Annotated in this window: 17 protein-coding genes, 1 pseudogene and 1 riboswitch; of the genes and pseudogenes, 8 read left to right on the top strand and 10 right to left on the bottom strand. The window is 63.4% G+C overall.

Translation table 11 applies throughout. The features are described 5' to 3' along the window. Positions 1–133: 133 nt before the first annotated feature. The 3 genes from AC0L3E_RS16910 to AC0L3E_RS16900 form a co-directional block, all read right to left on the bottom strand. On the bottom strand, positions 134–1,276 hold the full coding sequence (locus tag AC0L3E_RS16910) for an efflux RND transporter periplasmic adaptor subunit (RefSeq protein WP_473605216.1): 1,143 nt from the start codon (positions 1,274–1,276) through the stop codon (positions 134–136). Positions 1,277–1,327: 51 nt separating this feature from the next. Further along, entirely contained in the window at positions 1,328–1,933 is a 606-nt protein-coding gene (locus tag AC0L3E_RS16905; RefSeq protein WP_027036073.1) for a TetR/AcrR family transcriptional regulator, read from the bottom strand. 187 nt (positions 1,934–2,120) lie between these two features. Next, positions 2,121–3,761 (bottom strand): acyl-CoA synthetase, encoded by a 1,641-nt coding sequence (locus AC0L3E_RS16900; protein WP_473605215.1) that lies wholly within the window; start codon positions 3,759–3,761, stop codon positions 2,121–2,123. A 191-nt stretch (positions 3,762–3,952) separates the two neighbouring features. Between AC0L3E_RS16900 and AC0L3E_RS16895 the strand changes: the two genes are divergently transcribed. The 3 genes and pseudogenes from AC0L3E_RS16895 to AC0L3E_RS16885 all read left to right on the top strand — a co-directional run. Beyond that, a complete protein-coding gene (locus AC0L3E_RS16895) occupies positions 3,953–4,918 on the top strand; it encodes a sugar-binding transcriptional regulator (protein WP_128309385.1) in 966 nt (321 codons plus the stop codon). 89 nt (positions 4,919–5,007) lie between these two features. Beyond that, positions 5,008–7,062, top strand: coding sequence for a bifunctional aldolase/short-chain dehydrogenase (locus tag AC0L3E_RS16890; protein ID WP_128309384.1), 2,055 nt, complete (start codon positions 5,008–5,010; stop codon positions 7,060–7,062). Between the two features lie 122 nt (positions 7,063–7,184). Further along, positions 7,185–7,967 (top strand): annotated as a pseudogene (locus AC0L3E_RS16885) (alpha/beta fold hydrolase); the annotation flags it as partial. Positions 7,968–8,266: 299 nt separating this feature from the next. Here AC0L3E_RS16885 and AC0L3E_RS16880 read toward each other — a convergent pair. The 3 genes from AC0L3E_RS16880 to AC0L3E_RS16870 all read right to left on the bottom strand — a co-directional run bounded on the left by AC0L3E_RS16880 (position 8,267) and on the right by AC0L3E_RS16870 (position 11,956). Continuing rightward, entirely contained in the window at positions 8,267–9,319 is a 1,053-nt protein-coding gene (locus AC0L3E_RS16880) for a substrate-binding domain-containing protein (RefSeq protein WP_128309383.1), read from the bottom strand. Positions 9,320–9,369: 50 nt separating this feature from the next. After that, on the bottom strand, positions 9,370–10,365 hold the full coding sequence (locus tag AC0L3E_RS16875) for an ABC transporter permease (RefSeq protein WP_023808756.1): 996 nt from the start codon (positions 10,363–10,365) through the stop codon (positions 9,370–9,372). 79 nt (positions 10,366–10,444) lie between these two features. Next, positions 10,445–11,956 (bottom strand): sugar ABC transporter ATP-binding protein, encoded by a 1,512-nt coding sequence (locus AC0L3E_RS16870; protein ID WP_128310079.1) that lies wholly within the window; start codon positions 11,954–11,956, stop codon positions 10,445–10,447. Between the two features lie 135 nt (positions 11,957–12,091). Here AC0L3E_RS16870 and mtnK point away from each other — a divergent pair, with 135 nt between their 5' ends. Together mtnK and mtnA are read left to right on the top strand one after the other, a co-directional pair. Continuing rightward, positions 12,092–13,366 carry an S-methyl-5-thioribose kinase gene (gene mtnK / locus AC0L3E_RS16865; RefSeq protein ID WP_128309799.1) on the top strand — a complete coding sequence of 425 codons (1,275 nt, stop codon included), beginning with the start codon at positions 12,092–12,094 and terminating at the stop codon, positions 13,364–13,366. After that, positions 13,363–14,457, top strand: coding sequence for an S-methyl-5-thioribose-1-phosphate isomerase (gene mtnA, locus AC0L3E_RS16860; protein ID WP_128309798.1), 1,095 nt, complete (start codon positions 13,363–13,365; stop codon positions 14,455–14,457). Before mtnK ends, mtnA begins: the two co-directional genes overlap by 4 nt. Before the next feature lie 9 nt (positions 14,458–14,466). On the opposite strand, the gene AC0L3E_RS16855 is transcribed toward mtnA, so the two are convergent. Continuing rightward, positions 14,467–15,006, bottom strand: a complete 540-nt coding sequence (locus tag AC0L3E_RS16855) for an Lrp/AsnC family transcriptional regulator (protein ID WP_128309797.1) — start codon at positions 15,004–15,006, stop codon at positions 14,467–14,469. Positions 15,007–15,055: 49 nt separating this feature from the next. On the opposite strand from AC0L3E_RS16855, the gene AC0L3E_RS16850 reads away from it, so the two are divergent. The 3 genes from AC0L3E_RS16850 (at position 15,056) to fba (ending at position 18,523) form a co-directional block, all read left to right on the top strand. Beyond that, positions 15,056–16,219, top strand: a complete 1,164-nt coding sequence (locus AC0L3E_RS16850; protein WP_128309796.1) for an MFS transporter — start codon at positions 15,056–15,058, stop codon at positions 16,217–16,219. A 380-nt stretch (positions 16,220–16,599) separates the two neighbouring features. Further along, positions 16,600–16,744: riboswitch (FMN riboswitch) on the top strand. A 77-nt stretch (positions 16,745–16,821) separates the two neighbouring features. Then, positions 16,822–17,295 carry a 6,7-dimethyl-8-ribityllumazine synthase gene (locus tag AC0L3E_RS16845; RefSeq protein ID WP_127322552.1) on the top strand — a complete coding sequence of 158 codons (474 nt, stop codon included), beginning with the start codon at positions 16,822–16,824 and terminating at the stop codon, positions 17,293–17,295. 163 nt (positions 17,296–17,458) lie between these two features. Continuing rightward, positions 17,459–18,523 carry a class II fructose-bisphosphate aldolase gene (fba, locus tag AC0L3E_RS16840; RefSeq protein WP_127327070.1) on the top strand — a complete coding sequence of 355 codons (1,065 nt, stop codon included), beginning with the start codon at positions 17,459–17,461 and terminating at the stop codon, positions 18,521–18,523. A 60-nt stretch (positions 18,524–18,583) separates the two neighbouring features. Here fba and AC0L3E_RS16835 read toward each other — a convergent pair whose 3' ends face one another. The 3 genes from AC0L3E_RS16835 to AC0L3E_RS16825 are packed head-to-tail and all read right to left on the bottom strand — an operon-like array spanning position 18,584 to position 23,136. Then, positions 18,584–19,810, bottom strand: a complete 1,227-nt coding sequence (locus AC0L3E_RS16835; protein WP_127811075.1) for a VWA domain-containing protein — start codon at positions 19,808–19,810, stop codon at positions 18,584–18,586. Then, positions 19,803–22,052 carry a DUF5682 family protein gene (locus AC0L3E_RS16830; protein ID WP_473605214.1) on the bottom strand — a complete coding sequence of 750 codons (2,250 nt, stop codon included), beginning with the start codon at positions 22,050–22,052 and terminating at the stop codon, positions 19,803–19,805. Before AC0L3E_RS16830 ends, AC0L3E_RS16835 begins: the two co-directional genes overlap by 8 nt. A gap of 4 nt (positions 22,053–22,056) precedes the next feature. After that, positions 22,057–23,136 (bottom strand): ATP-binding protein, encoded by a 1,080-nt coding sequence (locus tag AC0L3E_RS16825; protein WP_027036087.1) that lies wholly within the window; start codon positions 23,134–23,136, stop codon positions 22,057–22,059. Positions 23,137–23,164 lie beyond the last annotated feature (28 nt).

The raw sequence follows: 23,164 nt of genomic DNA, 5'->3' as shown, positions 1-23,164 counted from the left end.
TCTCCGAGCGGAGAAGCACTCATCGCGGTGGGACGCGAGATCGATGTGGGGGTTACATCAATCGAGCGTCTCGGTCGGGCGCCTGCCGCCCGGAAACCAACGACTGCGGGAACGCGCAGCCGGTTGTCTGTCGTCAGCGCACCTGCTTGGCGTCGCCGTCTGCCGCGGATGCCGATTGCAGCGCCGCATCACCGGCGAGCTTCACCTTCAGGTTTTCGGTCATGAATTGCGTGCCGGCGGCGACCACGACATCGCCGGGTTTCAAACCCTCTGCGACACGCACGCCATCGGCGGCGAACTCGGCAACCTTGATCGGACGGGCATGAACGGTGTTGGCGCCACGATCGACGGTCCAGACGATCGATTGGGTGCCTTGCTCGGCCAATGCGCTCAGCGGGATCGAGACCAGCTGCCGCTCATTGGCCGCCGAGGCTTCGATGCTGGCGGTCATGCCGAGCAGCACACGCGGATCGTTTGGCAGGCTGACGCGGACGGCAAAGGTGCGTGACTGCGGATCGGCGCTACCGGCGACTTCGCGGACCTTGCCATCGAGCGCCAGCGCATCGTCGGACCAGAAACCCGCCTTGACTGCCTTGCCCGGCCTGAATTCGGCGATTTCCATTTCGGGGACGGCGATCAGCACTTCCTTCTCGCCGTCGACGGCGACAGTGACAACCGGCGTACCGGAACCGACGACCTGACCGACGTCGGCACTGACCGTGGTGACGATGCCATCCCTGTCGGCCTTGAGATCGGTATAGCCGACCTGGTTCTTCGCCTGTGCAAGTGTCGAAAGGGCGGAATCACGCGTGGCGACCGCTTGGTCATAGGTCAAGGTCGCCTGTTCGAGCTGTGATTTCGGGGCAAAATTCTTGGCAAAAAGCTGCTCGGCTCGCTTGCGGGCAAGCTCCACGGTCTCGACCTGCCGCTCGGCGGCATCGAGCGCTGCCTGCGCGCTCTTGACCGAGAGGTCGTAGTCAATGGGATCGATGCGGGCGAGCACATCGCCCGCGGCCACATGCTGGCCGATATCGACGAGGCGCTCGGTGATCTTGCCATTGACGCGGAACGCCAAAGCGCTCTCGGTGCGGGCTCGCACCGAGCCGGAATAGGAGAGCGTGCGGGTGTCGTGCACCTTCGCGATCTCGACAACCTTGACGGGACGGATGATATCCTTGACTTCGGCTTTTTCCTGGCTGCAGCCGGCAAGCCCGAGAGTGGCGACGATCAGGCCGGCAACTGGCAGCTTGCGAAGGATGAAATTGGACAAAGACATCTTGGTACTCCGACTGGAGATGAATGGTCGACAACCGGCTGGCGGGGGCTATTACTTCAGAGCTCTGATCGCATAGTCGATCAGATCGTCGGGCATCGCCCGGTTGGTCTTGGCAAGGCACTGCGCAACCATTTGCGGATGGCACAGGATGACCGTTGCGGCACCGAAGCAGCGCGACGCGGTCACCGGGTCCTGTTGTCTGAACTCACCGGCCTCGATGCCGTCGCGGATCACCTCCGCAAACAGGTCGTGGATGCTGTCGACATGCTTGTCGATCACACCCCAGTCCCGTTCGAGGGCGACGATGACCATCTCGTGGACCTTCTGGTCGTCGAGCATGACCTCCATCGTCATCTTGTATTGCGCATGCACGTAACGCCTAAGCCGCTCCTCGGCGCTGATCGGCAGGCGCGAAATCTCGTAGGCCATCTTGTAGCTGGCGCCGAGCATACGGCCGCAGACGGCCTGGTGGATTTCGACCTTGGAGGCGAAGAAACGGTAGATGTTGGCGGGCGACATGCCGAGCTCACGCGCGATGTCGGCGACATTGGTCTTGCCGTAGCCATAGTGCCGGAACAGGCGCTCGGCGCAATCGAGAATGCGCGTTACATTTTCCTGTCGGGCGGCTTCGGCGACTATGGTGGCGGCTTCGGACATGATCCTCTATCGATTTACGAGTGATGAATTTCGATTTTCGTCATTCGTAAATTGAAAAGAGCGACCTGTCAATGCGGATTCGGTGTACACGTACGACTGGTGACAGATGGTGACAGGGAACCGACGAAAGTCGCGGAGGCTTTGCCCAATCGCAAAGGTCGTAACTGGAGGAGAGCAGCGACGAGGCTTAAGTCCCCCTCGCCATCTCGCGCAACCGGAATTTCTGGATCTTGCCGGTCGAGGTCTTCGGGATTTCGGCGAAGATGACCGCCTTCGGCACCTTGAACCGGGCAAGCAGCGCGCGGCAGTGATCGATGATCTCGGCTTCGGTCGCGGCCTTGCCGGGCTTCAGCTCGACATAGGCAACAGGCACCTCGCCCCATTTGTCGTCGGGCCTGGCGACGACGCCGCAAGAGGCAACCGACGGGTGCTTGTAGAGCGCGTCCTCGACCTCGATAGAGGAAATGTTCTCGCCACCGGAGATGATGATGTCCTTGGAGCGGTCCTTGAGCTGGATGTAGCCATCGGGGTGCATGACGCCGAGATCGCCGGAGTGGAACCAGCCGCCGGCGAAGGCCTCGTCGCTCGCCTTGCGGTTCTTCAAATAGCCTTTCATGACGATGTTGCCGCGGAACATGACCTCGCCGATGGTCTCACCATCGGCCGGTGTGGTCCGCATCGTCTCGGGGTCCATGACGGTCAGGCCTTCGAGCGCCGCATAGCGCACGCCCTGCCGCGCCTTCCTGGCACTGCGCTCGCCCTTTTCGAGATCATCCCAGGCGCCATGCCATTCGTTGACGACCGCCGGACCATAGGTCTCGGTCAGGCCGTAGAGGTGGGTGACGGCAAAGCCGGCATCGGCCATCCCCGACAGCACCGCTTCCGGTGGCGGAGCTGCCGCGGTGTTGAAGGTGACAGTCTGCGGGAATTCGCGCTTGTCCTCCTCCCTGGCATTGATCAGCACCGACATGACGACCGGGGCGCCGCACAGATGGGTAACGCCGTGATCGGCAATCGCATCGTAGACCGGCTTCGGCCGCACCCAGCGCAGGCAGACATGGGTGCCGGCCTGGACGGCAAGCGTCCAGGGAAAGCACCAGCCATTGCAGTGGAACATCGGCAGCGTCCAGAGATAGACGGCGTGCTTGGCCATGCCCGCATGAATGGTGTTGGTGTAGGCCATCAGCGCGGCACCGCGATGGTGGTAGACGACGCCCTTCGGATTGCCTGTCGTTCCGGAAGTGTAGTTGAGCGAGATGGCGTCCCACTCGTCGTCGGGCATCGACCAAGCGAAATCCTCGGCGCCGCCTGCAACAAACGCCTCATAGTCCAGCGTGCCAACCCGCTCGCCCTTCGGATACGGCGCGTCGTCGGCGTATTCGGGATCATCATAGTCGATGACCAGCGGCTTGACCTTGGCCAGTTCCAGGGCCTGCCTGACAACGCCGGAGAATTCGCGGTCGACGATCAGCACCTTGGTCTCGGCATGATCGAGCTGGAAGGCGATGACCGCGGCATCGAGGCGGGTGTTGAGCGAATGCAGCACCGCCTTGGTCATCGGCACGCCGAAATGCGCCTCCAGCATCGGCGGCGTGTTTGACAGCATGACGGTGACGGTGTCGCCCTTGCCGATGCCGCGCCTGTCGAGCGCCGAGGCAAGCTTCAGCGACCGCTGCCAGAAGGTGCGATAGTCGATACGCTGGTGGCCATGAATGATGGCGAGATGGTCGGGATAGGTCTTGGCCGCGCGCTCAAGATAGGTGAGCGGTGTCAGCGGTTGATGGTTGGCCGCGTTCTTGTCGAGATCCTGTTCGTAAGGACTGCCCATCCCATGCTCCCCCCGCGGTTTCTTTCAGACGTTCTAATCACAGGCTCGGGCCGCGTCACCACAAACGATGCCACGAGAGAGCGCATTTGGCACAATGATGAACCAGATTCAGCGTAAGCGGGAGTATCGCATACCTCTGCCCAGTTTGACTTTTGTCGAGAGCCGTGAATAATGTCAGCCGAGGAGACGGCATGGCGATCCGACCGGCAGAACAGCTCATCCACAAGGCCGCCTGGCTCTACTATGCCCATGGCCTGCGGCAGGACCAGGTGGCGAGCCAGCTTAACATTTCCCGTGCCTCGGTCGCCATGTATCTGCGCAAGGCGCGCGAGACCGGCATCGTCAACATCTCGACTTCGACCCAGCTTTTCACCGACGACGTTCTGGCGCGCAAGCTTGAGGATGCGTTGAGCCTCGACGCCGTCTGGATCGCACCGGAGAATGATCATATTGCCGACCCGTCGACGGAAATCGCCGTGCTGGCGGCAAGCGTCTTTCTCGAACTGGTCAAGAAGGGCGACCGCATCGGCGTCGCCTGGGGCCGCACCGTCTATATGATCGCCGACGTGATGTCCTATGCCGATCTGCAGGATGTCACAGTGGTGCAGCTCTGCGGCAATCTCGGCGCGCCCTATTCCTATCGCCCCGACCAATGCACCATGGAGATCGCCCGGCGGCTCAACGCCAAGGGGCTCAATTTCTACGCGCCGCTGGTGCTGTCGACGGAAGAACTCGCGCGGGCGCTGCGTGCCGAGCCAGTGATCCGGGAACAATTGTCGGGTGTCAGCGAATGCGACCTGGCATTATACTCGGTCGGCGCGGTCGACGCCGACAGCCATCTGGTCAAATGCGGCGCGCTGACGCCAAGTGAAATGGCGGATCTGCGCAGCCAAGGCGCTGCCGGCGTGATTGCCGGGCAGATCATAGACGCCGAAGGCAAGGTGCTCGACTGCAGTTATAACAGGCGGGCGATCTCCGCCGAACTTGCCTCGCTGCGCGCCATCACCAGGCGTTTGGTGGTGGTGCAGGAAGACAGCAAGTTCGAACCGCTGCTCGCGGCGATCGCGGGCGGCCTTTGCACGCATCTGGTGGTCGGCGCGCACATGGCGCAGCGGCTCCTGGATCATGCGGCTGCCACGACAGAAAAGGCCTCCTAGAAATCCCCTCTCCGTCGCCGGCGCATTGTCATCAAAGCGTCGCGGCAATCCTGTTTCACCAACAAAGACAGCAACCGGACGAAGCGAACATGAAGAATTTGTGGAATGACGAAGCAGCCGAAAAACTCGTCGCAGACTACGCGAAAAAGGGTATCGGCCGCGACCTGGCGCTGCGCGTCTACACGACCCGGCTGCTCGGCGGCGAACCACGGCTGGTCCTGCATGGCGGCGGCAACACCTCTTGCAAGACGACGGCAACCGACCTCGTCGGCGACCAGTGGGACGTGCTGTGCGTCAAGGGCAGCGGCTGGGATATGGGCGTCATCGAGCCGCAGGGCCTGCCGGCGGTCAAGCTCAAGCCGTTGCTCAAGGCGCGCGCGCTGAACAGGCTGACCGACGAGGACATGGTTGCCCTGCAACGCGTCAACCTCATCGATCCGTCCTCGCCCAACCCGTCGGTCGAGACGCTGCTGCATGCCTTCTTGCCGCACAAATTCGTCGACCACACGCACTCGACTGCCATTCTCGCCATCGTCGACCAGGAGGACTCCAAGCCGCTGGTGAAGACGGTTTTCGGCAGCAGGATGGGTTATGTGCCTTACATCATGCCCGGTTTCGACCTCGCCAAGGCGGCCGCCGACATCTTCGACGCCGACCCTGATGTCGAAGGCCTGATCCTCGACAAGCACGGCATTTTCACCTTCGGCGACGACGCCAAACAGGCCTACGACCGGATGATCCACTATGTGAATGTCGCCGAGGACTTCATTGCCGCAAGCGGCAAGCCGAAGGCGGCAAAGGCGGCCTTGCCGGCAAGCCTCGCGACACCGGCGTCCATCGCGCCGATGCTGCGTGGTGCGGTGGCGGTGGCGCGCGGCGAAGGCCGCTTCGACCGCATGATCAGCGATTTCCGCACTTCGCCGGCAATTGTCGATTTCATCAATTCGGCTGAGATCGCCGACTATGCCGGACGCGGTGTGTCGACACCGGATCTGTCGATCCGCATCAAGACCGGCCCAATGGCGCTGCCGGCGCCCGATGCGGACAAGACCGGCGACTACAAGGCGGTGATCAAGAGCCATGTCGACGCGTTCGCCAAGGATTATCGCGCCTATTTCGAAACCAATGATGCGCTCGACGACGTCAAGCGCACCATGCTCGACCAGATGCCGCGGCTGACGCTGGTGCCGGGCCTCGGCATGTTCGGCCATGGCCGCACGCTGAAGGACGCGAAGATCGCCTCGGATGTCGGCGAGATGTGGATCGAGGCGGTGCGCGGCGCCGAGGCGGTCGGCCGTTTCCATCCGCTCTCCAAGGCCGATCTGTTCCCGCTCGAATACTGGTCGCTGGAACAGGCCAAGCTCGCCTCCAACAAGCCGAAGCCGCTGACTGGCCAGGTGGTGCTGATTACCGGCGGCGCCGGCGCGATCGGTGCAGCGACAGCCAAATTGTTCGCCGACAATGGCGCCCATGCCGTCGTCGTCGATCTCGACGCCGAAAAGGCTGCCGATGCGGCGAAGAAAGCCGGCAACAATTCGATCGGCGTCGCCGCAGACATCACCGACCCGGCACAGGTGCGTGCCGCCTTCGACAAAGCGGTTGCCGTGTTCGGCGGTGTCGACATCCTGGTTTCCAATGCCGGCGCCGCCTGGGAAGGCCGCATCGGCGAGCTCGACGACGCGCTCCTGCGCAAGAGTTTCGAGCTCAATTTCTTCGCCCACCAATCGGTGGCGCAGAATGCCGTGCGCATCATGCTCGAGCAGGGCACCGGCGGCGTGCTTCTGTTCAACACCTCCAAACAGGCGGTCAACCCCGGCCCGAAGTTCGGCGCCTATGGCGTGCCGAAGGCGGCGACACTGTTCCTGTCCAGGCAATACGCGCTCGACTATGGCGCGCATGGCATCCGCTCCAACGCCGTCAACGCCGACCGCATCCGCTCGGGGCTTCTGACCGACGCCATGATCGCCAGCCGCTCGGGCGCGCGCGGCGTGTCGGAGAAGGACTACATGTCCGGCAATCTGCTCGGCCAGGAAGTGACGGCGCAGGACGTGGCGCAGGCCTTCCTGCATCACGCGCTGGCCGACCGCACCACCGCCGATGTGACGACGGTCGACGGCGGGAATATCGCGGCAGCGCTGCGCTGACGTAGAGAGGTGCGGTGCAACTCTGAAGCTTGCTCGAGAAGGGGCGGTTGGGAACTTTCGACCCGACCGGCCATTGAGATCGAGCAAGGTCAAGCAGCTAAATTGTTGCCGGGAGTTCCCTCATGCCAACCGATGACTGGTCCCTGCCCGAACGCTTTATTTATTCGGGTCACCCGATTGCATGGGGAACGATCGGCGACGGCCCGCCGGCGGTCTTGCTTCATGGTACCCCGTTCTCGTCGGTGGAATGGCGGCGGATTGCAGCTTGGCTCGGGCAACGGCGCCGGATCTACTATTTCGACATGCTCGGCTACGGGCAATCCGCCAAGCCCGACGCGGACGTGTCGCGCGGCATTCAAAACGAGTTGTTCGCGGCGCTCTACGCTCACTGGGAGCTGGAGTGGCCCGACATCGTGGCGCATGACTTCGGCGGCTCCGTCGCGTTGCGCGGCCACCTGCTCAACGGGCTCGATTATCGCTCCCTGGTGCTGATCGATCCGGTCGCGATCAGCCCCCAGGGATCGCCCTTGGTTCAAGCGGCAAAAGAACACGAGAAAGCGTTTGCCGGTCTGCCGGCCTATATCCATGAAGCCATGCTTCGCGCCTATATCGGCGGCTCTGTCGCGAACGCGTTGCGCGCGGACGAAATGCAGCTCTATCTGCAGCCATGGCTTGGAGACGAGGGACAGAAGGCTTTTTGGCGTCAGATCGCACAGATGGACGACAAGTTCAGTCGAGAGGTCGAGTGGCGGTACGACGAGATACGTTGCCCTGTGACGATCCTGTGGGGTGAAGACGACGAGTGGATTCCGCTCGACGACGGGCGAGAACTCGCGCGCCGCATCCCCGGTGCGCCGTTCATCGCGGTTCCAAATGCCAAACATCTCGTTCAGGAAGACGCGCCAGAGGCAATAATCTCGACTGTGCTCGACTTCTGGAACGACCGCATCCTCGGCCGCCGCGAAACCCCTGCTACAGCAACTCTAGAATGTGTTTCCAGGCCCTGGTTCCCAGCCTCGAATCAGCCTCGTCACTGCGGCATCGAAACAAGGTTCCGGCGACGGCGCCGGACAGGTCTTCCTCGATTGCCGCCTGAGCTTCCATATACGCACCGTACCTTGGGCCGGAGCCTGGCGCCGGCTGAGATATTCGGCAAAAAGGCCGCCAGCAGCAAGCGGCTGCAGGCGGCCTTCGATAGCGAAACCTACTTGGCGTTCGGGTTCGGCATCCAGGCCGGCATCGCGACATCGGCATGGGCGAACTGCGGCAGCTTGGCCGACAGGTCTTCCATGTTCTTGATGTCCTTGTCGATGAGGTCCTTCTGGGTGATCAGCGTCGGCGGCACGACGACGTTGTGGCCGGGATCTTCGCCGGCCAGCAGCTGCGCCAGCGCACGCACCGAGACCTGGCCGACGACGGCCGGATTGGTCGCGGCGGTCGCAGCCCAGGCGCTGTCGGGCTCACGCATCGCAGCGATATCGGACGTCGAGATATCTGCCGAATAGATCTTGATGCCCTTGTTCAAGCCCGCTTCGTCGACGGCGATCTTCACGCCCTTGGCGAATTCGTCATAGGGAGCGAACATCACCTTGATGTCGGGATGCGCCGTCAGCACCGAACGCGCCTGGTTGGCGACGGAGTTGGCAATCGGATTGTCGAGCGTGCCGAACATCGCGACTTCCTTGATGCCGGCATACTTCTTCTTGACGTCGACCCAGGTCTCGTTGCGGCGGTCGAGCGGCGCGATGCCGGCGACATAGACATAGCCGGCATTCCAGCTTTCGCCATTGTCCTTGACCGCCTGCTCGAGGGCGAGGCGCGCCAAGTCGCGGTCGGACTGTTCGATCTGCGGGATCTTGGGATTCTCGACATTGACGTCGAACGCCACCACCTTGATGCCGGCGTCGACCGCACGCTGGGCGGCGTCCTTCATCGATTCCGTCAGGCCGTGCTGGATGATGATGCCCTGCACGCCAAGCGCGATGGCCTGATCGACCATGTCGGACTGAAGGGCGGCATCCTGGCGGCTGTCGAGGACACGCAGGTCGATGCCGAGCGCCTTCGACTGCGCCTCGACGCCTGAGAGATAGGCCTGGAAGAAGTCGCCGGTCGAGAGATAACGCACCAGCGCGATCTTCACGCCAGGCTTGTCGAAAGGCGCCGGCTTGTCCGCGGCAAAAGCCGGGACCTGCATCAGCACGGTTGCGCCGGCCAATCCGAGCGCCACCTTCCCCAGAAGTCTTCTTGTAATGCTCACTTTGTTTTCCTCCACTCTTGTTGAACCCAAAATCCTGTTCCGGTCGAAAGCTACCTCCGGCCTCTGCCCGAAAGCGCAAAGGTGAAGACAAGGGCGACGACCAGAACCACGCCCTTGACGAAATCCTGCGTATAGTAAGGCGCGTTCATCATCGTCAGGCCTTGCAGCAAGATGCCGACGAACAGCGCACCGATGGCAGTGCCGAAGGCGTTCGGCTTGGCGGCACCTAGCACCGCGTAGCCAATCAGTGCTGCGGCGACCGCATCGAGCAGCAGATTATTACCCGAGGCGATGTCGCCGCGTCCAAGCCGGGCAGCGAGCAAAATACCGCCAATCGAGGCAAAAACTCCTGAAATAACGTAGGCCCAGATCTTGTATGCCTTGACAGGCGCACCGGCGAGTTCGGCGGCGCGCTCATTGCTGCCGACGGCATACATCATGCGACCGAAGCGGGTGTATTCGAGGAAGAACCAGATCAGCACGGCGAGCACGAGCAGCACGACTACCGACACCGGAATCAGGTTCGGGATGAAGAAGTCGAAGCGGTGGCGGCCGAGCGCCAGGAAGGCGTCGGAGAATTTGCCATTGGCGACCGAACCGTCCGGCATGGTCATGCCGGTGGCGATCGAGCGGCCTTCGGTTGGAATGCGCTGCAGGCCGACGAGCAGGAACATCATGCCGAGCGTCGCCAGCAGATCGGGCACGCGCATGTAGACGATCAGCCAGCCATTGATCAGGCCGACAATGGCGCCGATCAGCAGGCAGACGACGACCGCGACAAGGGCGTTCTGCTCCAGCACCACCATGACATAGGCCGCCGCCATCATGGCTGATGTAGCGACCGAGCCGATCGACAGATCGAAGCCGCCGACGACCAGCGTGGCGGTGACGCCGAGCGCCAGCACGCCGGTGATGGCGACTGACTGGAAGATGAAAACGGCACTTTGCGGCGAAACGAAACCGTCGGCAGCGATCGAGAAATAGGCGACGAGCCCGAACAAGAGCACGATGAACCCGTAGCGGATGGCGTGGTCGCGCAATGTCATCCGGCGCTCCCGCGCGCTGCTGCCGTCTTTACCCAACCCGAACCCATGCTCTCTCCATTCCAATTCCTATAGCCCGCGCTCAGGCCGCACTGTGCAGCGGCCCGCCGGCGACCTCGGCCAGCAGGCGGTCGAGATCGACATCGGCATTGCGGTGTTCGCCGACGATGGTCTGTTCCGACATGACCAGGATGCGATCGGCGGTCTCCAGGGCCTCGTCGAGTTCGGTGACGAACACCAGCGTGGCGCGTCCGTTTGCACTCGCCCTGAGCTTGGCGGCAATGTCGCGCCGGGCCGAGATATCGACGCCCTGAAACGGCTCATCCAGAATGAACAGCCTTGCATCCTGCGCCATCCAGCGGGCGACCATCACCTTCTGCTGGTTACCGCCGGACAGCTCCGACATCTCGTCCTTCTCGGAACGGCAGACGATGCTCAGTTCCTCGATCTGCCGGCGTGCCGTGGTGCGTTCGAGGCGGCGCCTCAGGATGCCGAAGCGCGACATGCGCTTGTGAAACGGCAGGCTGATATTTTCCTGGATGTTGAAGCCTTGGACGATGCCATTCTCGCCGCGGTCCTTGGCGACCAGGAACACGCCGGCAGCGATCGCTTCGCCGGCTGTTTCAGGTGCATAAGGCCTGCCGTTCAGCGTCATGGTGCCGGCGAGCGGCTGGCGCACACCAAAGAGAGTCTCGGCAAGCGCCGTCTTGCCGACGCCGACGAGGCCGGTGATGGCAACGACCTCGCCGTCGCCGAGCGTCAGCGAGATCGGCCGGGCGCCCGGCGCAATGCGCAGACCCTCGATCGTCAGGACTGCCTTGGCCGAATTCCTGACGACGATCTGCTCGAGATGGATCTTGCGGCCGAGCATGGCGTTGACCGCGCCTTCATAGTCGAGCGGTTTCTTGTCGAAAATGCCTGAGATGATCCCGTCACGCATCGAGACGATGCGGTCGGCCAGCCGCCTGATGTCCGACATGCGATGCGAGATGTAGAGGATCGCCACGCCCTGCTCGCGCAGCCTGTCGATCAGCGCGAACAGCCGGTCGGCCTCAGCGCTGGACAGCGATGAGGTCGGCTCGTCGAGGATCAGCACTTTCGGCTTGTGCGCCAGCGCGCGGGCAATCGCCACCATCTGGCGATCGGCCAGCGAAAGATCGCTCACCCGCGCCTTCAAATCGATGGCCAGCCCCATGCGGTCGGCAACCGCCTTGGCCTCCCGCCGCACACGGACCGGATTGAACAGGGTCGGCGCGCCGCTGCCGCTCAGCCGGTCGAGGGTCAGGTTGGTGGCGACGTCGAGGTCGGCTACGACACCGTCGTTGATATTCTGGTGCACGGTGACGACGCCGGCGCGGATCGCTTCGGCCGGGGTTTTCGGTGCGAAATCCTGGTCGGCGAGCGCCATCGTGCCGCCGCCGCGTTCGTAGACACCGGAGATGATCTTGACGAGGGTGGATTTGCCGGCGCCGTTGGCGCCCATCAGCACGGTGACTTCGCCGGCATGCAATTCGACCGAGACGCCGCCTAGCACCTCGTTATGGCCAAAGGATTTCCTCAGTCCCTCTACGCGGAACACGGCATTACCGACCATGCGTTCCTCCCTGACATGACGCTATGGGCTGCATCGGCAATTGTCAACACGATTGACAATTGCCAGATCGCTTCCTAGCTTGGCCCAGCCGCCACGCCTCCGTTATGTTCGGAGCGCATAAGCGGGAGGATGACGATGACTGAAAAATTGCCGTTCGAAGCACTATCGGTCGAAACCCTGGCTGCACGCCTTGGCGGCAACGAGGCGCTATGCGCGAAGATCGGCAAGGACACTGGCGCCTGGAAGGTTCGCGAGGTCGGCGACGGCAATCTCAACCTGGTGTTCATTGTCGAGGGCGCCAGCGGTGCAGCCGTGGTCAAGCAGGCCCTGCCCTATGTTCGCCTGGTCGGCGACAGCTGGCCGCTGCCGTTGAAGCGCTCCTTCTTCGAATATCACGCGCTGACCAGGCAAGAGGCGCGCGCGCCAGGCTCGGTGCCGGCGATCCATTATTTCGATGAAGGCCAGGCGCTGATCATCATGGAATATCTTGCGCCGCCGCACATCATCCTGCGCCGCGCCCTGATCGACGGCCGCCAGCTGCCGAACATTGCCCGGGACATCGGCCTGTTCATGGCCCGGACGCTGTTTCGCGGCTCCGACCTGCACATGGCCGCCAAGGACCGCAAGGCCGATCTGGCGCTGTTCGCCGACAATGTCGAGCTCTGCGACATCACCGAGAGCCTGGTGTTTTCCGACCCCTATTTCGACGCCAAGATGAACCGGCACACCTCGCCGCAGCTCGACGGCCTGGTCGCCGATCTGCGCGCCGACCGCGACCTCAAGGTCGAGGCGCAGCGGCTGAAGCACATCTTCGCCGCCAATGCCGAAACGCTGCTGCATGGCGATCTGCATTCCGGCTCGATCATGGTCACCGACAGCGAAACCCGGATGATCGATCCGGAGTTCGCCTTCTACGGTCCGATGGCCTTCGATGTCGGCATGCTGCTCGCCAATTTCTGGATGTCGTTCTTCTCGCAACGCGGCCACGAGGAGGAGGGAAAGCGCGACGCCATGCGCGCCTATCTGCTCGGTGTGACGGTCGAGACATGGTCAGTGTTCCGCGCCGAATTCTCGCATCTATGGCGCACCGAGCGCACCGGCATGCTCTATCAGAAGAGCCTGTTCGAGGATCAGGGCGACAGGCTCGGCGCCGAGCAGGCGCTCGACCATATGCTGCACCAGATGTGGACCGACCTGCTCGGCTTTGCCGGCATCGAGGTGCACAGGCGTATCCTCGGCCTCGCCCACAATGCCGATTTCGAGACCATTGCCGATGAGGGTTTGCGCGCCAGTTGTGAGGCAAAGGCGCTGAAATTCGGCCGTCACCTCGCCGTCAACCGGCGCCAGATCCACAGCATCGACGAGGTCAACAATTTGGCCGCGCTGATCGAACAGGAGAGCAGCATTTGAACGTCGGCGACCGCCACTATCGCACCATCTGGCTGAGCGACGACGGCCGTTCGGTCGATATCATCGACCAGCGCTGGCTGCCGCACGATTTCCGCATCGAGACGATCGGCACGGTCGACGGCATCGCCACCGCCATCCGCGACATGTGGGTACGCGGCGCGCCGCTGATCGGCGTCACCGCTGCCTACGGCGTCGCCATGCAGATGGCTGACGATCCGTCGGATGCAGCGCTCGATGCCGTGTGGGAAACACTGCACGAGACGCGCCCGACCGCGATCAATCTGCGCTGGGCGCTCGACGAGATGCGGCGCTTCCTACGCCCCCTGCCGACAGAACAACGCACAGAAGCAGCCTACCGGCGCGCCGGCGAAATCGCCGACGAGGATGTCGAGCTGAATCGTGCCATCGGCGAGAACGGTCTCGCCATCATCAAGGCGATCGCGGCGCGCAAGCAGAAGGGCGAACCGGTCAACATCCTGACCCACTGCAATGCCGGCTGGCTGGCCACGGTCGATTACGGCACCGCCACGGCGCCGATCTACCTGGCCACAGAAGCCGGCATTCCGGTCCATGTCTATGTCGATGAAACGCGGCCGCGCAACCAGGGGGCCCAGTTGACCGCGTGGGAAATGGCCGGGCACGGCGTGCCGCACACACTGATCGTCGACAATGCCGGCGGCCATCTGATGCAGCGCGGCGCAATCGACATGGTCATCGTCGGCACCGACCGCACAACGGCCGACGGCGATGTCTGCAACAAGATCGGCACCTATCTGAAGGCGCTCGCCGCCGCCGACAATGACGTGCCGTTCTATGTCGCGCTACCGTCGCCGACCATCGACTGGACGGTACATGACGGACTGGTCGAAATCCCGATCGAGCAGCGCTCGGCCGACGAGGTCTCGCTGGTCTGGGGCAAGACCGCCGCCGGCGAGATTGCCCAGGTGCGCATTTCGCCGGAGACGACGCCTGCGGCCAACCCGGCCTTCGATGTGACGCCGGCGCGGCTGGTCACCGGCTTAATCACCGAGCGCGGCGTTGCCAAGGCATCGCGCGAGGGATTGAAGGCGATGTTCCCCGAGCGGGCGTAGCCCACGTCCCTAGTACAGAGGCTCCGCCATATGCTTCGGGGTCGGCCACGTCTCGGTAATGCCCGGCTGTACCGGCCGCTCCAGATAGGTCGATAAAACCACATAGCTGCGCGTCGAGGTGACCCCCGGCGTTTCGTACAGGCGCGCCAAAAGGCCTTCGAGTGCTCTGGTGTCTTCCGTGCGGACCTTCAGCAGCATGCAGGTGTCGCCGGCGACCGTATGGATCTCCTCGACTTCGGGATATTGCGAGACCGCCATCAGCTCCGGCGTCTTTCCCCAGCCCCTGGTGTCGATATGGACAAAGGCAAGCAAAGGCTTTTTCACCGCCCGGGGATCGATGATGGCGACTGTGTTGCGGATGGCGCCGCTGCGACGGAGCCGTTTGACCCGCTCATGCGCTGCGGGTGGCGACAAGCCGACGCGATCGCCGAGTTCGGCGTAGCTGATCGTGGCGTCATCGACCAGGACACCTAATATTCTTCGGTCTATCGCGTCGAGATCGCGGGCCGCGGCCCTGTTCTGCAGAATGCCATCTGTTTCTTCATCCATGGCGAAATTCCTGGTTCTCCGCTGAATAGAATACGGCCATTATGCTGATATGTCGAACATTGATCAAGTTGCGCCATTGACTGCCCGAGCCCCGATCCCGGCGCTTGCCTATCTGCTGACGGGCTGCATCGCCGTCATCGGCTCGAACTCGCTGGTGCTGGGTCCGATCGCACCGGCTGTCGCCTCGTCGTTCGGCACCAGCGTGCCGGCCGTGATGATTGCGGCGGCAGCGTTCGGCCTTGGCACCTCCGCAAGCGCCCTGTTCCTTGCGCGCTACATCGACCGGCTCGGTGCTCGCAGGATGCTGCAGAGCGCACTGTTGCTGTTGGCACTCGCGCTGGTCGCAAGTGCCGCGGCACCGACGGTGACCATGCTGGTCGCGGCACAGTTACTCGCCGGCATCGCTGCCGGCATCGCCATGCCCGCGATCTATGCCAGCGCCGCGGCCATCGCCCCACCGGGCAGGGAGAGCGGCACGATCGGCGTCGTCCTGACTGGATGGACGCTCAGCATGGTCGCCGGCGTTTCGCTTTCGGCCGTGCTTGCCGATCTTGTGCATTGGCGCGCCGTTTTCGCAGCGGTCGCGGTGCTCGCGACCCTTGCATGGATGGGGCTGACAGCGACGTCGCTCAGCGACATCAGGAAGGCCGGACCGGCGCCCGCCCCGCTGGAAGCGCTCGGCATTCCCGGAATCCTGCCGCTGCTGGTCGCGTGCGCGGCCTTCATGACTTCGTTCTACGGCGTCTATGGCTATCTCGGCGACCATCTTCATGTCGGGCTTGGACAGCCGGTGAGCGCCAATGGCTTGGCGGCGCTTGCCTACGGCATAGGCTTCGGGACGGCTGCTCTGCTCGACGGCGTCATCGACAGACTGGGTGCGCGGCGCGTAATGCCGTTCGCCTATCTTCTGGTCGCAGTCGTCTATGTCGCGATGGCGGCGACGAGCGGCAGTTTCGGGCTGACCTTGACCATGGTGGCAATCTGGGGACTGGCCAATCATTTCGGCCTGAATGTCCTGGTAATGCGCCTGTCTGCGCTCGATCCCTCGCGGCGCGGCACGATCATGGGCCTGAACAGTGCGGTGACTTACCTCGCGGTCTTCGTCGGCACCACCAGCTTCGGGCCGCTCTACTCCAGCTTTGGTTTTGCCACCTGCGCAATGGTCGCAGCATCGCTGATGCTGATCGCCGCATCGGCGGCGGCGTGGCGCTAGTCGACAGAACGGGATTGGCTATCCGTCTTCCAGAGCAGTCGCTTCAGGTTTCAAATTCGCCCGTCACCCTTTACGGGCGCTGGCGCCGCCCCTCACCTGCCTGCCGGCATCCTCTCCCCGTATAGTGACGGGGAGAGGGGTTCTCTCATCGGCGATTTCGCCAATCGCCAGCGTCGCAAGAAGGGCGCCGAGGTTGCGGCCAGCCTCTTTCTCCCCGTCACTATACGGGGAGAAATGCCCGGCAGGGCAATGAGGGGCGGCGCCGACTCGGCAATTGGTGGTCTCCGCCACAAGTCGGAACCTCTCATTGGTTCTGGAGCGATTGCCCTGATAGGTCTCCCCGGTTGACAGCAGCGCCCTGCCCTTTCATACAAAGCCGTTAATGTTCTCAGGGCGGGGTGAAAGTCCCCACCGGCGGTGAAGGTTTCGACCCAAGCCCGCGAGCGCTTTCCGGTTTCGGAAAGGTCAGCAGATCCGGTGTGATTCCGGAGCCGACGGTTAGAGTCCGGATGGAAGAGAACGAAACGGAAGCCGGCCCGCTCTTCGCGGGCTTAATCCGTATCGTGCGTCCTGATTCTGGTTCGAAACGGAAGGATGGACCCATGAATCAGCATTCCCATAAAGACTACGAAAAGACTCGCATCGCCGTTATCCGCGCGCGCTGGCATGCCGACATCGTCGACCAGTGCGTGCAGGCCTTCGAAGCGGCACTGGCTGACATCGGAGGCGAGCGCTTCACCGTTGACGTCTTCGACGTGCCGGGCGCCTATGAAATCCCCCTGCATGCCAAGACCCTGGCCGGGACCGGCCGCTATGCCGCGATCCTCGGCGCCGCCTTCGTCGTCAATGGCGGCATCTACCGGCATGAGTTTGTCGCCAGCGCGGTGATCGACGGCATGATGAACGTGCAGCTGTCGACCGGCGTGCCGGTGCTTTCGGCGGTTCTCACCCCGCACAACTACCACGACAGCGCCGAGCACCACCGCTTCTTCTTTGAGCACTTCACCATCAAGGGCAAGGAGGCGGCCAATGCCTGCGTGCAGATCCTGGCGGCGCGGGAATTGATCGCGGCTTGAGGTTGTCGAACAGGCCGGATTTCAGCCCTGCAACAAGAATTGCGATCGAGAAGAGCGCTGAAGGTTGCGGTTGGCTCGAAATCCGGCCAGAAGCATCAAGGGCCGGCCGGCAACCGGCCGGCCCGCGACGTTGCGCTTGAAACCAGATACGGGAGACTATTGGGTGGCTCGCATAACACTGAGACAATTGCTCGACCACGCCGCCGAATACGGCTACGGCGTGCCCGCTTTCAACATGAACAACATGGAACAGGGCCTCGCCATCATGGAGGCCGCCGAGGAGACCAAGTCGCCGGTCATCCTGCAGGCCAGCCGCGGCGCGCGCGCCTATGCCAATGACGTGGTGCTGGCCAAGCTGATCGACGCGCTGGTCGAAATCCATCCCGACATTCCGGTCTGCATGCATCTCGACCATGGCAACAACGAAGCCACCTGCGTCACCGCGATCCAGTACGGCTTCACCTCGGTCATGATGGACGGGTCGCTGAAGGAAGACGGCAAGACGCCGGCCGACTACGGCTACAATTCCGGCATCACCAAGCGCGTCGTCGACATGGCGCATTGGGGCGGCGTGTCGGTGGAAGGCGAAATCGGCGTGCTCGGCTCGCTGGAGAGCGGCGGCGGCGAGCAGGAAGACGGCCACGGCGTCGAAGGCGCCATCAGCCACGACCAGCTTTTGACCGATCCGGAACAGGCGGTCGAGTTCGTCAAGGACACCCATGTCGATGCGCTGGCGGTTGCCATGGGCACCAGCCATGGCGCCTACAAATTCTCGCGCAAGCCCGACGGCGCGGTGCTGGCCATGAACGTCATCGAGGAGATCCACCGCCGGCTGCCGAACATGCATCTGGTCATGCACGGCTCGTCCTCGGTGCCCGAGGACCTGCAGGAGATCATCAACAAATATGGCGGCCAGATGAAGCCGACCTGGGGCGTGCCGGTCGAGGAAATCCAGCGCGGCATCAAGCACGGCGTGCGCAAGATCAACATCGACACCGACAACCGCATGGCGCTGACCGGCGCGATCCGCAAGGTGCTGACCGAGAACCCGAGCGAGTTCGATCCGCGCAAATATTTGACACCGGCCATGGCCGCCATGCGCAAGCTCTGCAAGGAGCGCTTCGAACAGTTCGGCACCGCCGGCAACGCGCAGAAGATCAAGCCGCTGCCGGTCGCCGAAATGGCCAAGCGCTATAAGTCGGGCAGCCTCGACCCGAAGTTCGGCTGAGCTCCAGCGATTTATCCCAGAGCTGCCAGAAGCATCCTGGCAGCTCTGGCGACGGGTGTTTCATTCCGGAGTCTCGGCCTCGGCGCGAACCAGCTTGATATCGGCGCCGGCCGCCCATGAACCGATATCTTCCCGACGCAATGCCGCCGCCATCATGTCTGGAAACAGATCCGGCGTGCAGGCAAAGACCGGAATGCCGAGGGCGGCCACCGAGCCTGCCATCTTCGGGTCATAACCCGGCCTGCCCTGGTCGGTCAGCGCCAGGAGCACCACGACGTTGACGCCGGAGCGAACGAGTGCAGCAAGCCGCTGCAGCAATTCCTGCCCGTTGCCGCCCTCATAAAGGTCGGTGATCAGCACCATATGCGACTTGGTCGGCCGTTCGATGCGGTCCGCGCAATAGGCCACGGCCTGGTTGATGTCGGTGCCGCCGCCCAGTTGCACGCCGAACAGGACTTCAACCGGATCGCTAAGCTCCTCGGTCAGATCGACGATCGCCGTGTCGAAGCAGACAAGCTTGGTCCGCACGACCGGCAGGGAAGCCATCACCGCGGCGAAGATGGAGGCGTAGATCACCGAGCTTGCCATCGAGCCCGACTGGTCGACGCACAGCACCACCTCATCCAGGTCGACCAGCCTTCGCTGTTTGCGCATGAAGCCGACCAGCTTCTCCGGCACGATGGTTTTGTGCTCGGGCTGGTAATGGCGAAGGTTGGCTGAGATCGTACGCGGCCAGTCGATGTCGCGCTGACGTGGGCGGTTGGTGCGCTGCGACCGGTCGACCGCACCGCGTATCGCCTCGGCTGTCTTCTGCTCCAGCCGCTGCATCAGCTTGGCGACGATATCGGCGATGATCGTGCGCGCAATGTCCTTGGTCTTGGCCGGCATGACCGAGCGCAGCGAAATCAGGTCAGCGACGAGATTGACGTCGGCCTCGATCGCCTTGAGGAATTCCGGCTCCATCAGCATCTGCTTCAGGTTGAGCCGTTCGAAGGCATCCTTCTGGACGATCTGGACGACCTGTGCGGGAAAGAACGATCTGATATCGCCCATCCACTGTGCCACCCTTGGCGCCGAGCGGCCGAGGCCGCCGCGCCGCTTGCGCGGATCGGCGGCCGCATCGCCGGCACCATCGCCGTAAAGCGCATCGAGCGCCGCCGAAAGCCGCTTGTCGGTGTCGGACAGCGCTGACGAGGTTTCCTCATCGGCACCGATCGCCAGGCGCCAGCGGCGCTCCCGTCCGTCGCCGGCCTGGATTGGTTCGCTCATTTCGGCCTCGTCATCCATTGCCGCTCCCTCCCGTCAGCAAGGGTCCGAGCCGTTCAAGATGGCGGCGCCACGCTTCGCCGCCATCCGGAGTCGGCGTCAGTCCGGCAGGCAGGCGTGCGGCGCGGCCGAGCACCGCTTCGATCAACCGCCGCCGCTCCATCGAGTCCAGATGCGAAAAGACCCGGCGCAGCAACGGCAGATGCGCAATGAAGGCGTCTTCGTCGAGGGATGCGAGCCAGGCATCCACCGCACCGCGCAGGCCCTCGTCGTAGATCAGCCGTTGGCCGGCAGTGCTGAAGAAACCCTCGAAGAACCCTGCAGCCTCGGTGACCGGCGTTCCTGGAGACAGGCGTCGTGCGATCAGACCGGTTGCCGCGTCGGCTGACAGATGGCCGGCTTCGTAGAGCAGATGCGCGGCACAGCCTGCCACCAGCGCCGTCGAGCGCGATCCATCGAGCACCGCAGCCAGCCCATTGCGCCAGGCGTCCAGCACGTCCTGTTCAGGCTCGACCAGACTGATCGCTTCGTCGGCCTTGCGCATGGCGCCGACCAGCGTCGTGGATGCCTGGGCATCGAGGTCGCGGGCGGCATAGGCGAGCGCGATCCCGCCTTCGACGATCAGCCGCTCCAGCAGACCGGACAGACGGGCGGTTTCCGTCTTGCGAGCCTCGCCATAGCGGATGATGTCGGCGAGCGGCGGCACCGATGTCAGGATTTCCAGGCATTCGCTGCTGCGGGCTGCCCGTTCCTCCAAGGCCGCGAGACCGGCGATCGACGCTTCCGACAGGTTTGCCGTGATGGCGCCCTGGACCAGTGCGGCCATCGCATCAAGAGACGTCGCCGCGCCGATCATCTGGATCAGCCGACCATTGGCCGCCTTTTCGATGGTTGGTCCGTAGACCAGGTTCTCCACCAGTCGAACGGCATACTCAGGTTCCCACGACAGCGTCCAACGCTCGCGAAAGGTGCCGCGGCTACGGCCGCTGTCGATGAGTTTGCCCCAATGCACGCCAAGCACGGACAGCCGGTGCAGCAAGGTCGACCGAAACAGCCCGCTCTCGCTGCGCAGATCGACCGATAATTCGCGCTCCAGCGCCTCGGGCTTCAGCCGTGCCGCCTTCTGGTTGCGCTGCAGGTCCTCGATCAGCGGCGCCAGCGGCGTGTCCGGCGGAATTTCACCGACATCCGCTCCCAGAAGCAATTCGGCTTCGACCAGCGCCCACAGCAGCGCTTCCCCGTTGAACAGGGCGGCGATGGCGGCGTCACGCAATTCCTCGAAACCGGGCTTTGGCCGCTCACGGATCACAGCCAGCGTGCGGGCCAGCCGTTCGGCTTCGATCAGCGAGGCGGTCGAGACCATGTGCCCCTTGGCCCTCAGGACCGCCGCGATCTTCGCCAGCCACAGGACCGAGGAGTCGCCTTGCCCGCGCGTCTGCCACAGATGCTTGCACCAGCCGGGCGCGACAACGCCGGCGCCATAACCGAAGCCCAGCGCCAGGCGCGGCCCCGTCCACGGCGCCCAGGTCATCATGCTTTTGCGGCGGGCGAGCCCCTTGAGTAGCGCCTGGTCTTCCTTCAGCGGTCGCGTCGCCTGCAGCGCCGGCACATGGAAAGCACCGCAAACGATAGCGATCGGCCCATCGAATTCCTTTCGCGCGGCGGCGATCTCAAGCCGCATATGCGCTTCGCGTTTCGCCTCAAACGCCGCAAGCGGACCTTCGCCGTCCCGCAGCGTCGTCATCGCGTCGGCTATTGCCGCGAAGATTGGACCCGGCTGCGGGTTCTGCTCGATGATATCAGACCACCAGCTTTCGCCATCCTCATAGCCGGCAGCTTGTGCCAGCGTTCCGATCGGGTCCCGCAGATGCGGCGCCAAGTCAGCCTCGACGTTGGCTTCCGTTCCATCGCTCTCGGTTTCCCCCACGGCCTCAATCGGCGCAGTGCGGGCTGACGACGGCAAATCGATGAAGCGCACTGCCGCATTGTTGGTGACGGCCCAGAGCGTCGCCTGATACTCCGGCGAGAATTCGGCGAAGGGCCAGAAGCTTGTCGAGGCCGGATCGTCTTCGGGATAGCAGAGCAGCGCCACCGGCGGCTGCATTTCGGGGCGGGCGAGCAACGGCAACAGCGGGCTGGCGTCGGCCGGTCCTTCGATCAGCACGGCGACCGGTTTCAACTCCTGCAACGCCTGCACCAGGCTGTCGGCGGAGCCGGGCCCGTGATGGCGTATGCCGAAATAGGAAACGTCGCTGAGCGCCATGGCGTCAGATTGCCGCGTTCAAGGCCGCGTAGTAGCCGGCATAGTCTGGCCGCTTCTTGAGCACGGTTTCCAGATATTCTTCCAGCACCAATTTGTCCTGCACGGGATCCTTGACGATCGCGCCGACGAGGCTGGCGGCAAGGCCTTCGGCGCCGAGCTTGCCGCTGTCGAACCAGGCCGCCTGGCTGAGGCCGCCGACCATGGTGGCAATGGCTTCGGCCGTGGACAGCGAACCGGACGGCGTCTTCAACGTCACCTTGCCGTCGGCTGTAGCGCCGGAGCGCAACTCGCGAAAAATGGTCAGCACTCGCGCGATCTCCTCACCGACATTCTTCGGCACCGGAAGGTCAAGACCGCCGGCCATCTCGCCGACCCGCTTGGAGACGATCGCCACTTCCTCCGCCATGTCTTCGGGCAAGGGCAGCACGACGACATTGAAGCGGCGCTTCAACGCTGACGACAACTCGTTGACGCCCTTGTCGCGGTTGTTGGCGGTGGCGATGATGTTGAAGCCGCGCTGCGCGTAGATCGAGGTGTTAAGTTCCGGGATCGGCATCATCTTTTCGGACAGCACGGTGATCAGCGTGTCCTGCACATCGGAGCCCATGCGCGTCAGCTCCTCGAGGCGGCAAAGCTTGCCGTCCTGCATGGCGCGGTAGAGCGGCGTCGGCACCAGCGCATCCTGGCTTGGGCCCTTTGCCAGAAGCTGTGCGTAGTTCCAGCCATAGCGGATCTGGTTCTCGTCGGTGCCGGCCGTGCACTGCACGATCAGGGTCGAATCGCCCATGATGGCGGCGGCGAGATGTTCCGACACCCAGGATTTGGCCGTGCCGGGGACACCCAGCAGCAACAGCGCGCGATCGGTGGCGAGCGTCGCGACCGCGGTTTCCATCAGCCGGCGGCGGCCGACATATTTGGGCGTTATCACTGTCCCGTCGTCAGCCTTTCCGCCAAGCAGGTAGGTAAGGACCGCCTTTGGTGAAAGGCTCCATCCGGCAGGCCTTTGCCGGTCGTCATTGCGCGAGAGCGCCTGCAATTCGGCGGCATAGGCCTGCTCGACCGGAAGACGGATGGCTGCGTTCATTTGCTGTTCTCCGGATTGATCATATGTT

Source organism: Mesorhizobium sp. WSM4822, from assembly GCF_055811155.1.
Note: the sequence above shows the minus strand (reverse complement) of the source record. Positions and strands in the feature narration are given on the sequence as shown.

Excerpts from the sequence above, each read along its gene's own strand:
- AC0L3E_RS16870 (WP_128310079.1), bottom strand. The coding sequence starts at position 11,956 with ATGGTCGGTAATGCCGTGTTCCGCGTAGAGGGACTGAGGAAATCCTTT.
- AC0L3E_RS16845 (WP_127322552.1), top strand. The coding sequence starts at position 16,822 with ATGAATCAGCATTCCCATAAAGACTACGAAAAGACTCGCATCGCCGTT.
- AC0L3E_RS16835 (WP_127811075.1), bottom strand. The coding sequence starts at position 19,810 with ATGGATGACGAGGCCGAAATGAGCGAACCAATCCAGGCCGGCGACGGA.
- AC0L3E_RS16830 (WP_473605214.1), bottom strand. The coding sequence starts at position 22,052 with ATGGCGCTCAGCGACGTTTCCTATTTCGGCATACGCCATCACGGGCCC.
- AC0L3E_RS16825 (WP_027036087.1), bottom strand. The coding sequence starts at position 23,136 with ATGAACGCAGCCATCCGTCTTCCGGTCGAGCAGGCCTATGCCGCCGAA.
- AC0L3E_RS16900 (WP_473605215.1), bottom strand. The coding sequence starts at position 3,761 with ATGGGCAGTCCTTACGAACAGGATCTCGACAAGAACGCGGCCAACCAT.
- AC0L3E_RS16875 (WP_023808756.1), bottom strand. The coding sequence starts at position 10,365 with ATGACATTGCGCGACCACGCCATCCGCTACGGGTTCATCGTGCTCTTG.
- AC0L3E_RS16910 (WP_473605216.1), bottom strand. The coding sequence starts at position 1,276 with ATGTCTTTGTCCAATTTCATCCTTCGCAAGCTGCCAGTTGCCGGCCTG.
- AC0L3E_RS16855 (WP_128309797.1), bottom strand. The coding sequence starts at position 15,006 with ATGGATGAAGAAACAGATGGCATTCTGCAGAACAGGGCCGCGGCCCGC.
- AC0L3E_RS16895 (WP_128309385.1), top strand. The coding sequence starts at position 3,953 with ATGGCGATCCGACCGGCAGAACAGCTCATCCACAAGGCCGCCTGGCTC.
- AC0L3E_RS16850 (WP_128309796.1), top strand. The coding sequence starts at position 15,056 with ATGTCGAACATTGATCAAGTTGCGCCATTGACTGCCCGAGCCCCGATC.
- mtnK (WP_128309799.1), top strand. The coding sequence starts at position 12,092 with ATGACTGAAAAATTGCCGTTCGAAGCACTATCGGTCGAAACCCTGGCT.
- AC0L3E_RS16905 (WP_027036073.1), bottom strand. The coding sequence starts at position 1,933 with ATGTCCGAAGCCGCCACCATAGTCGCCGAAGCCGCCCGACAGGAAAAT.
- AC0L3E_RS16890 (WP_128309384.1), top strand. The coding sequence starts at position 5,008 with ATGAAGAATTTGTGGAATGACGAAGCAGCCGAAAAACTCGTCGCAGAC.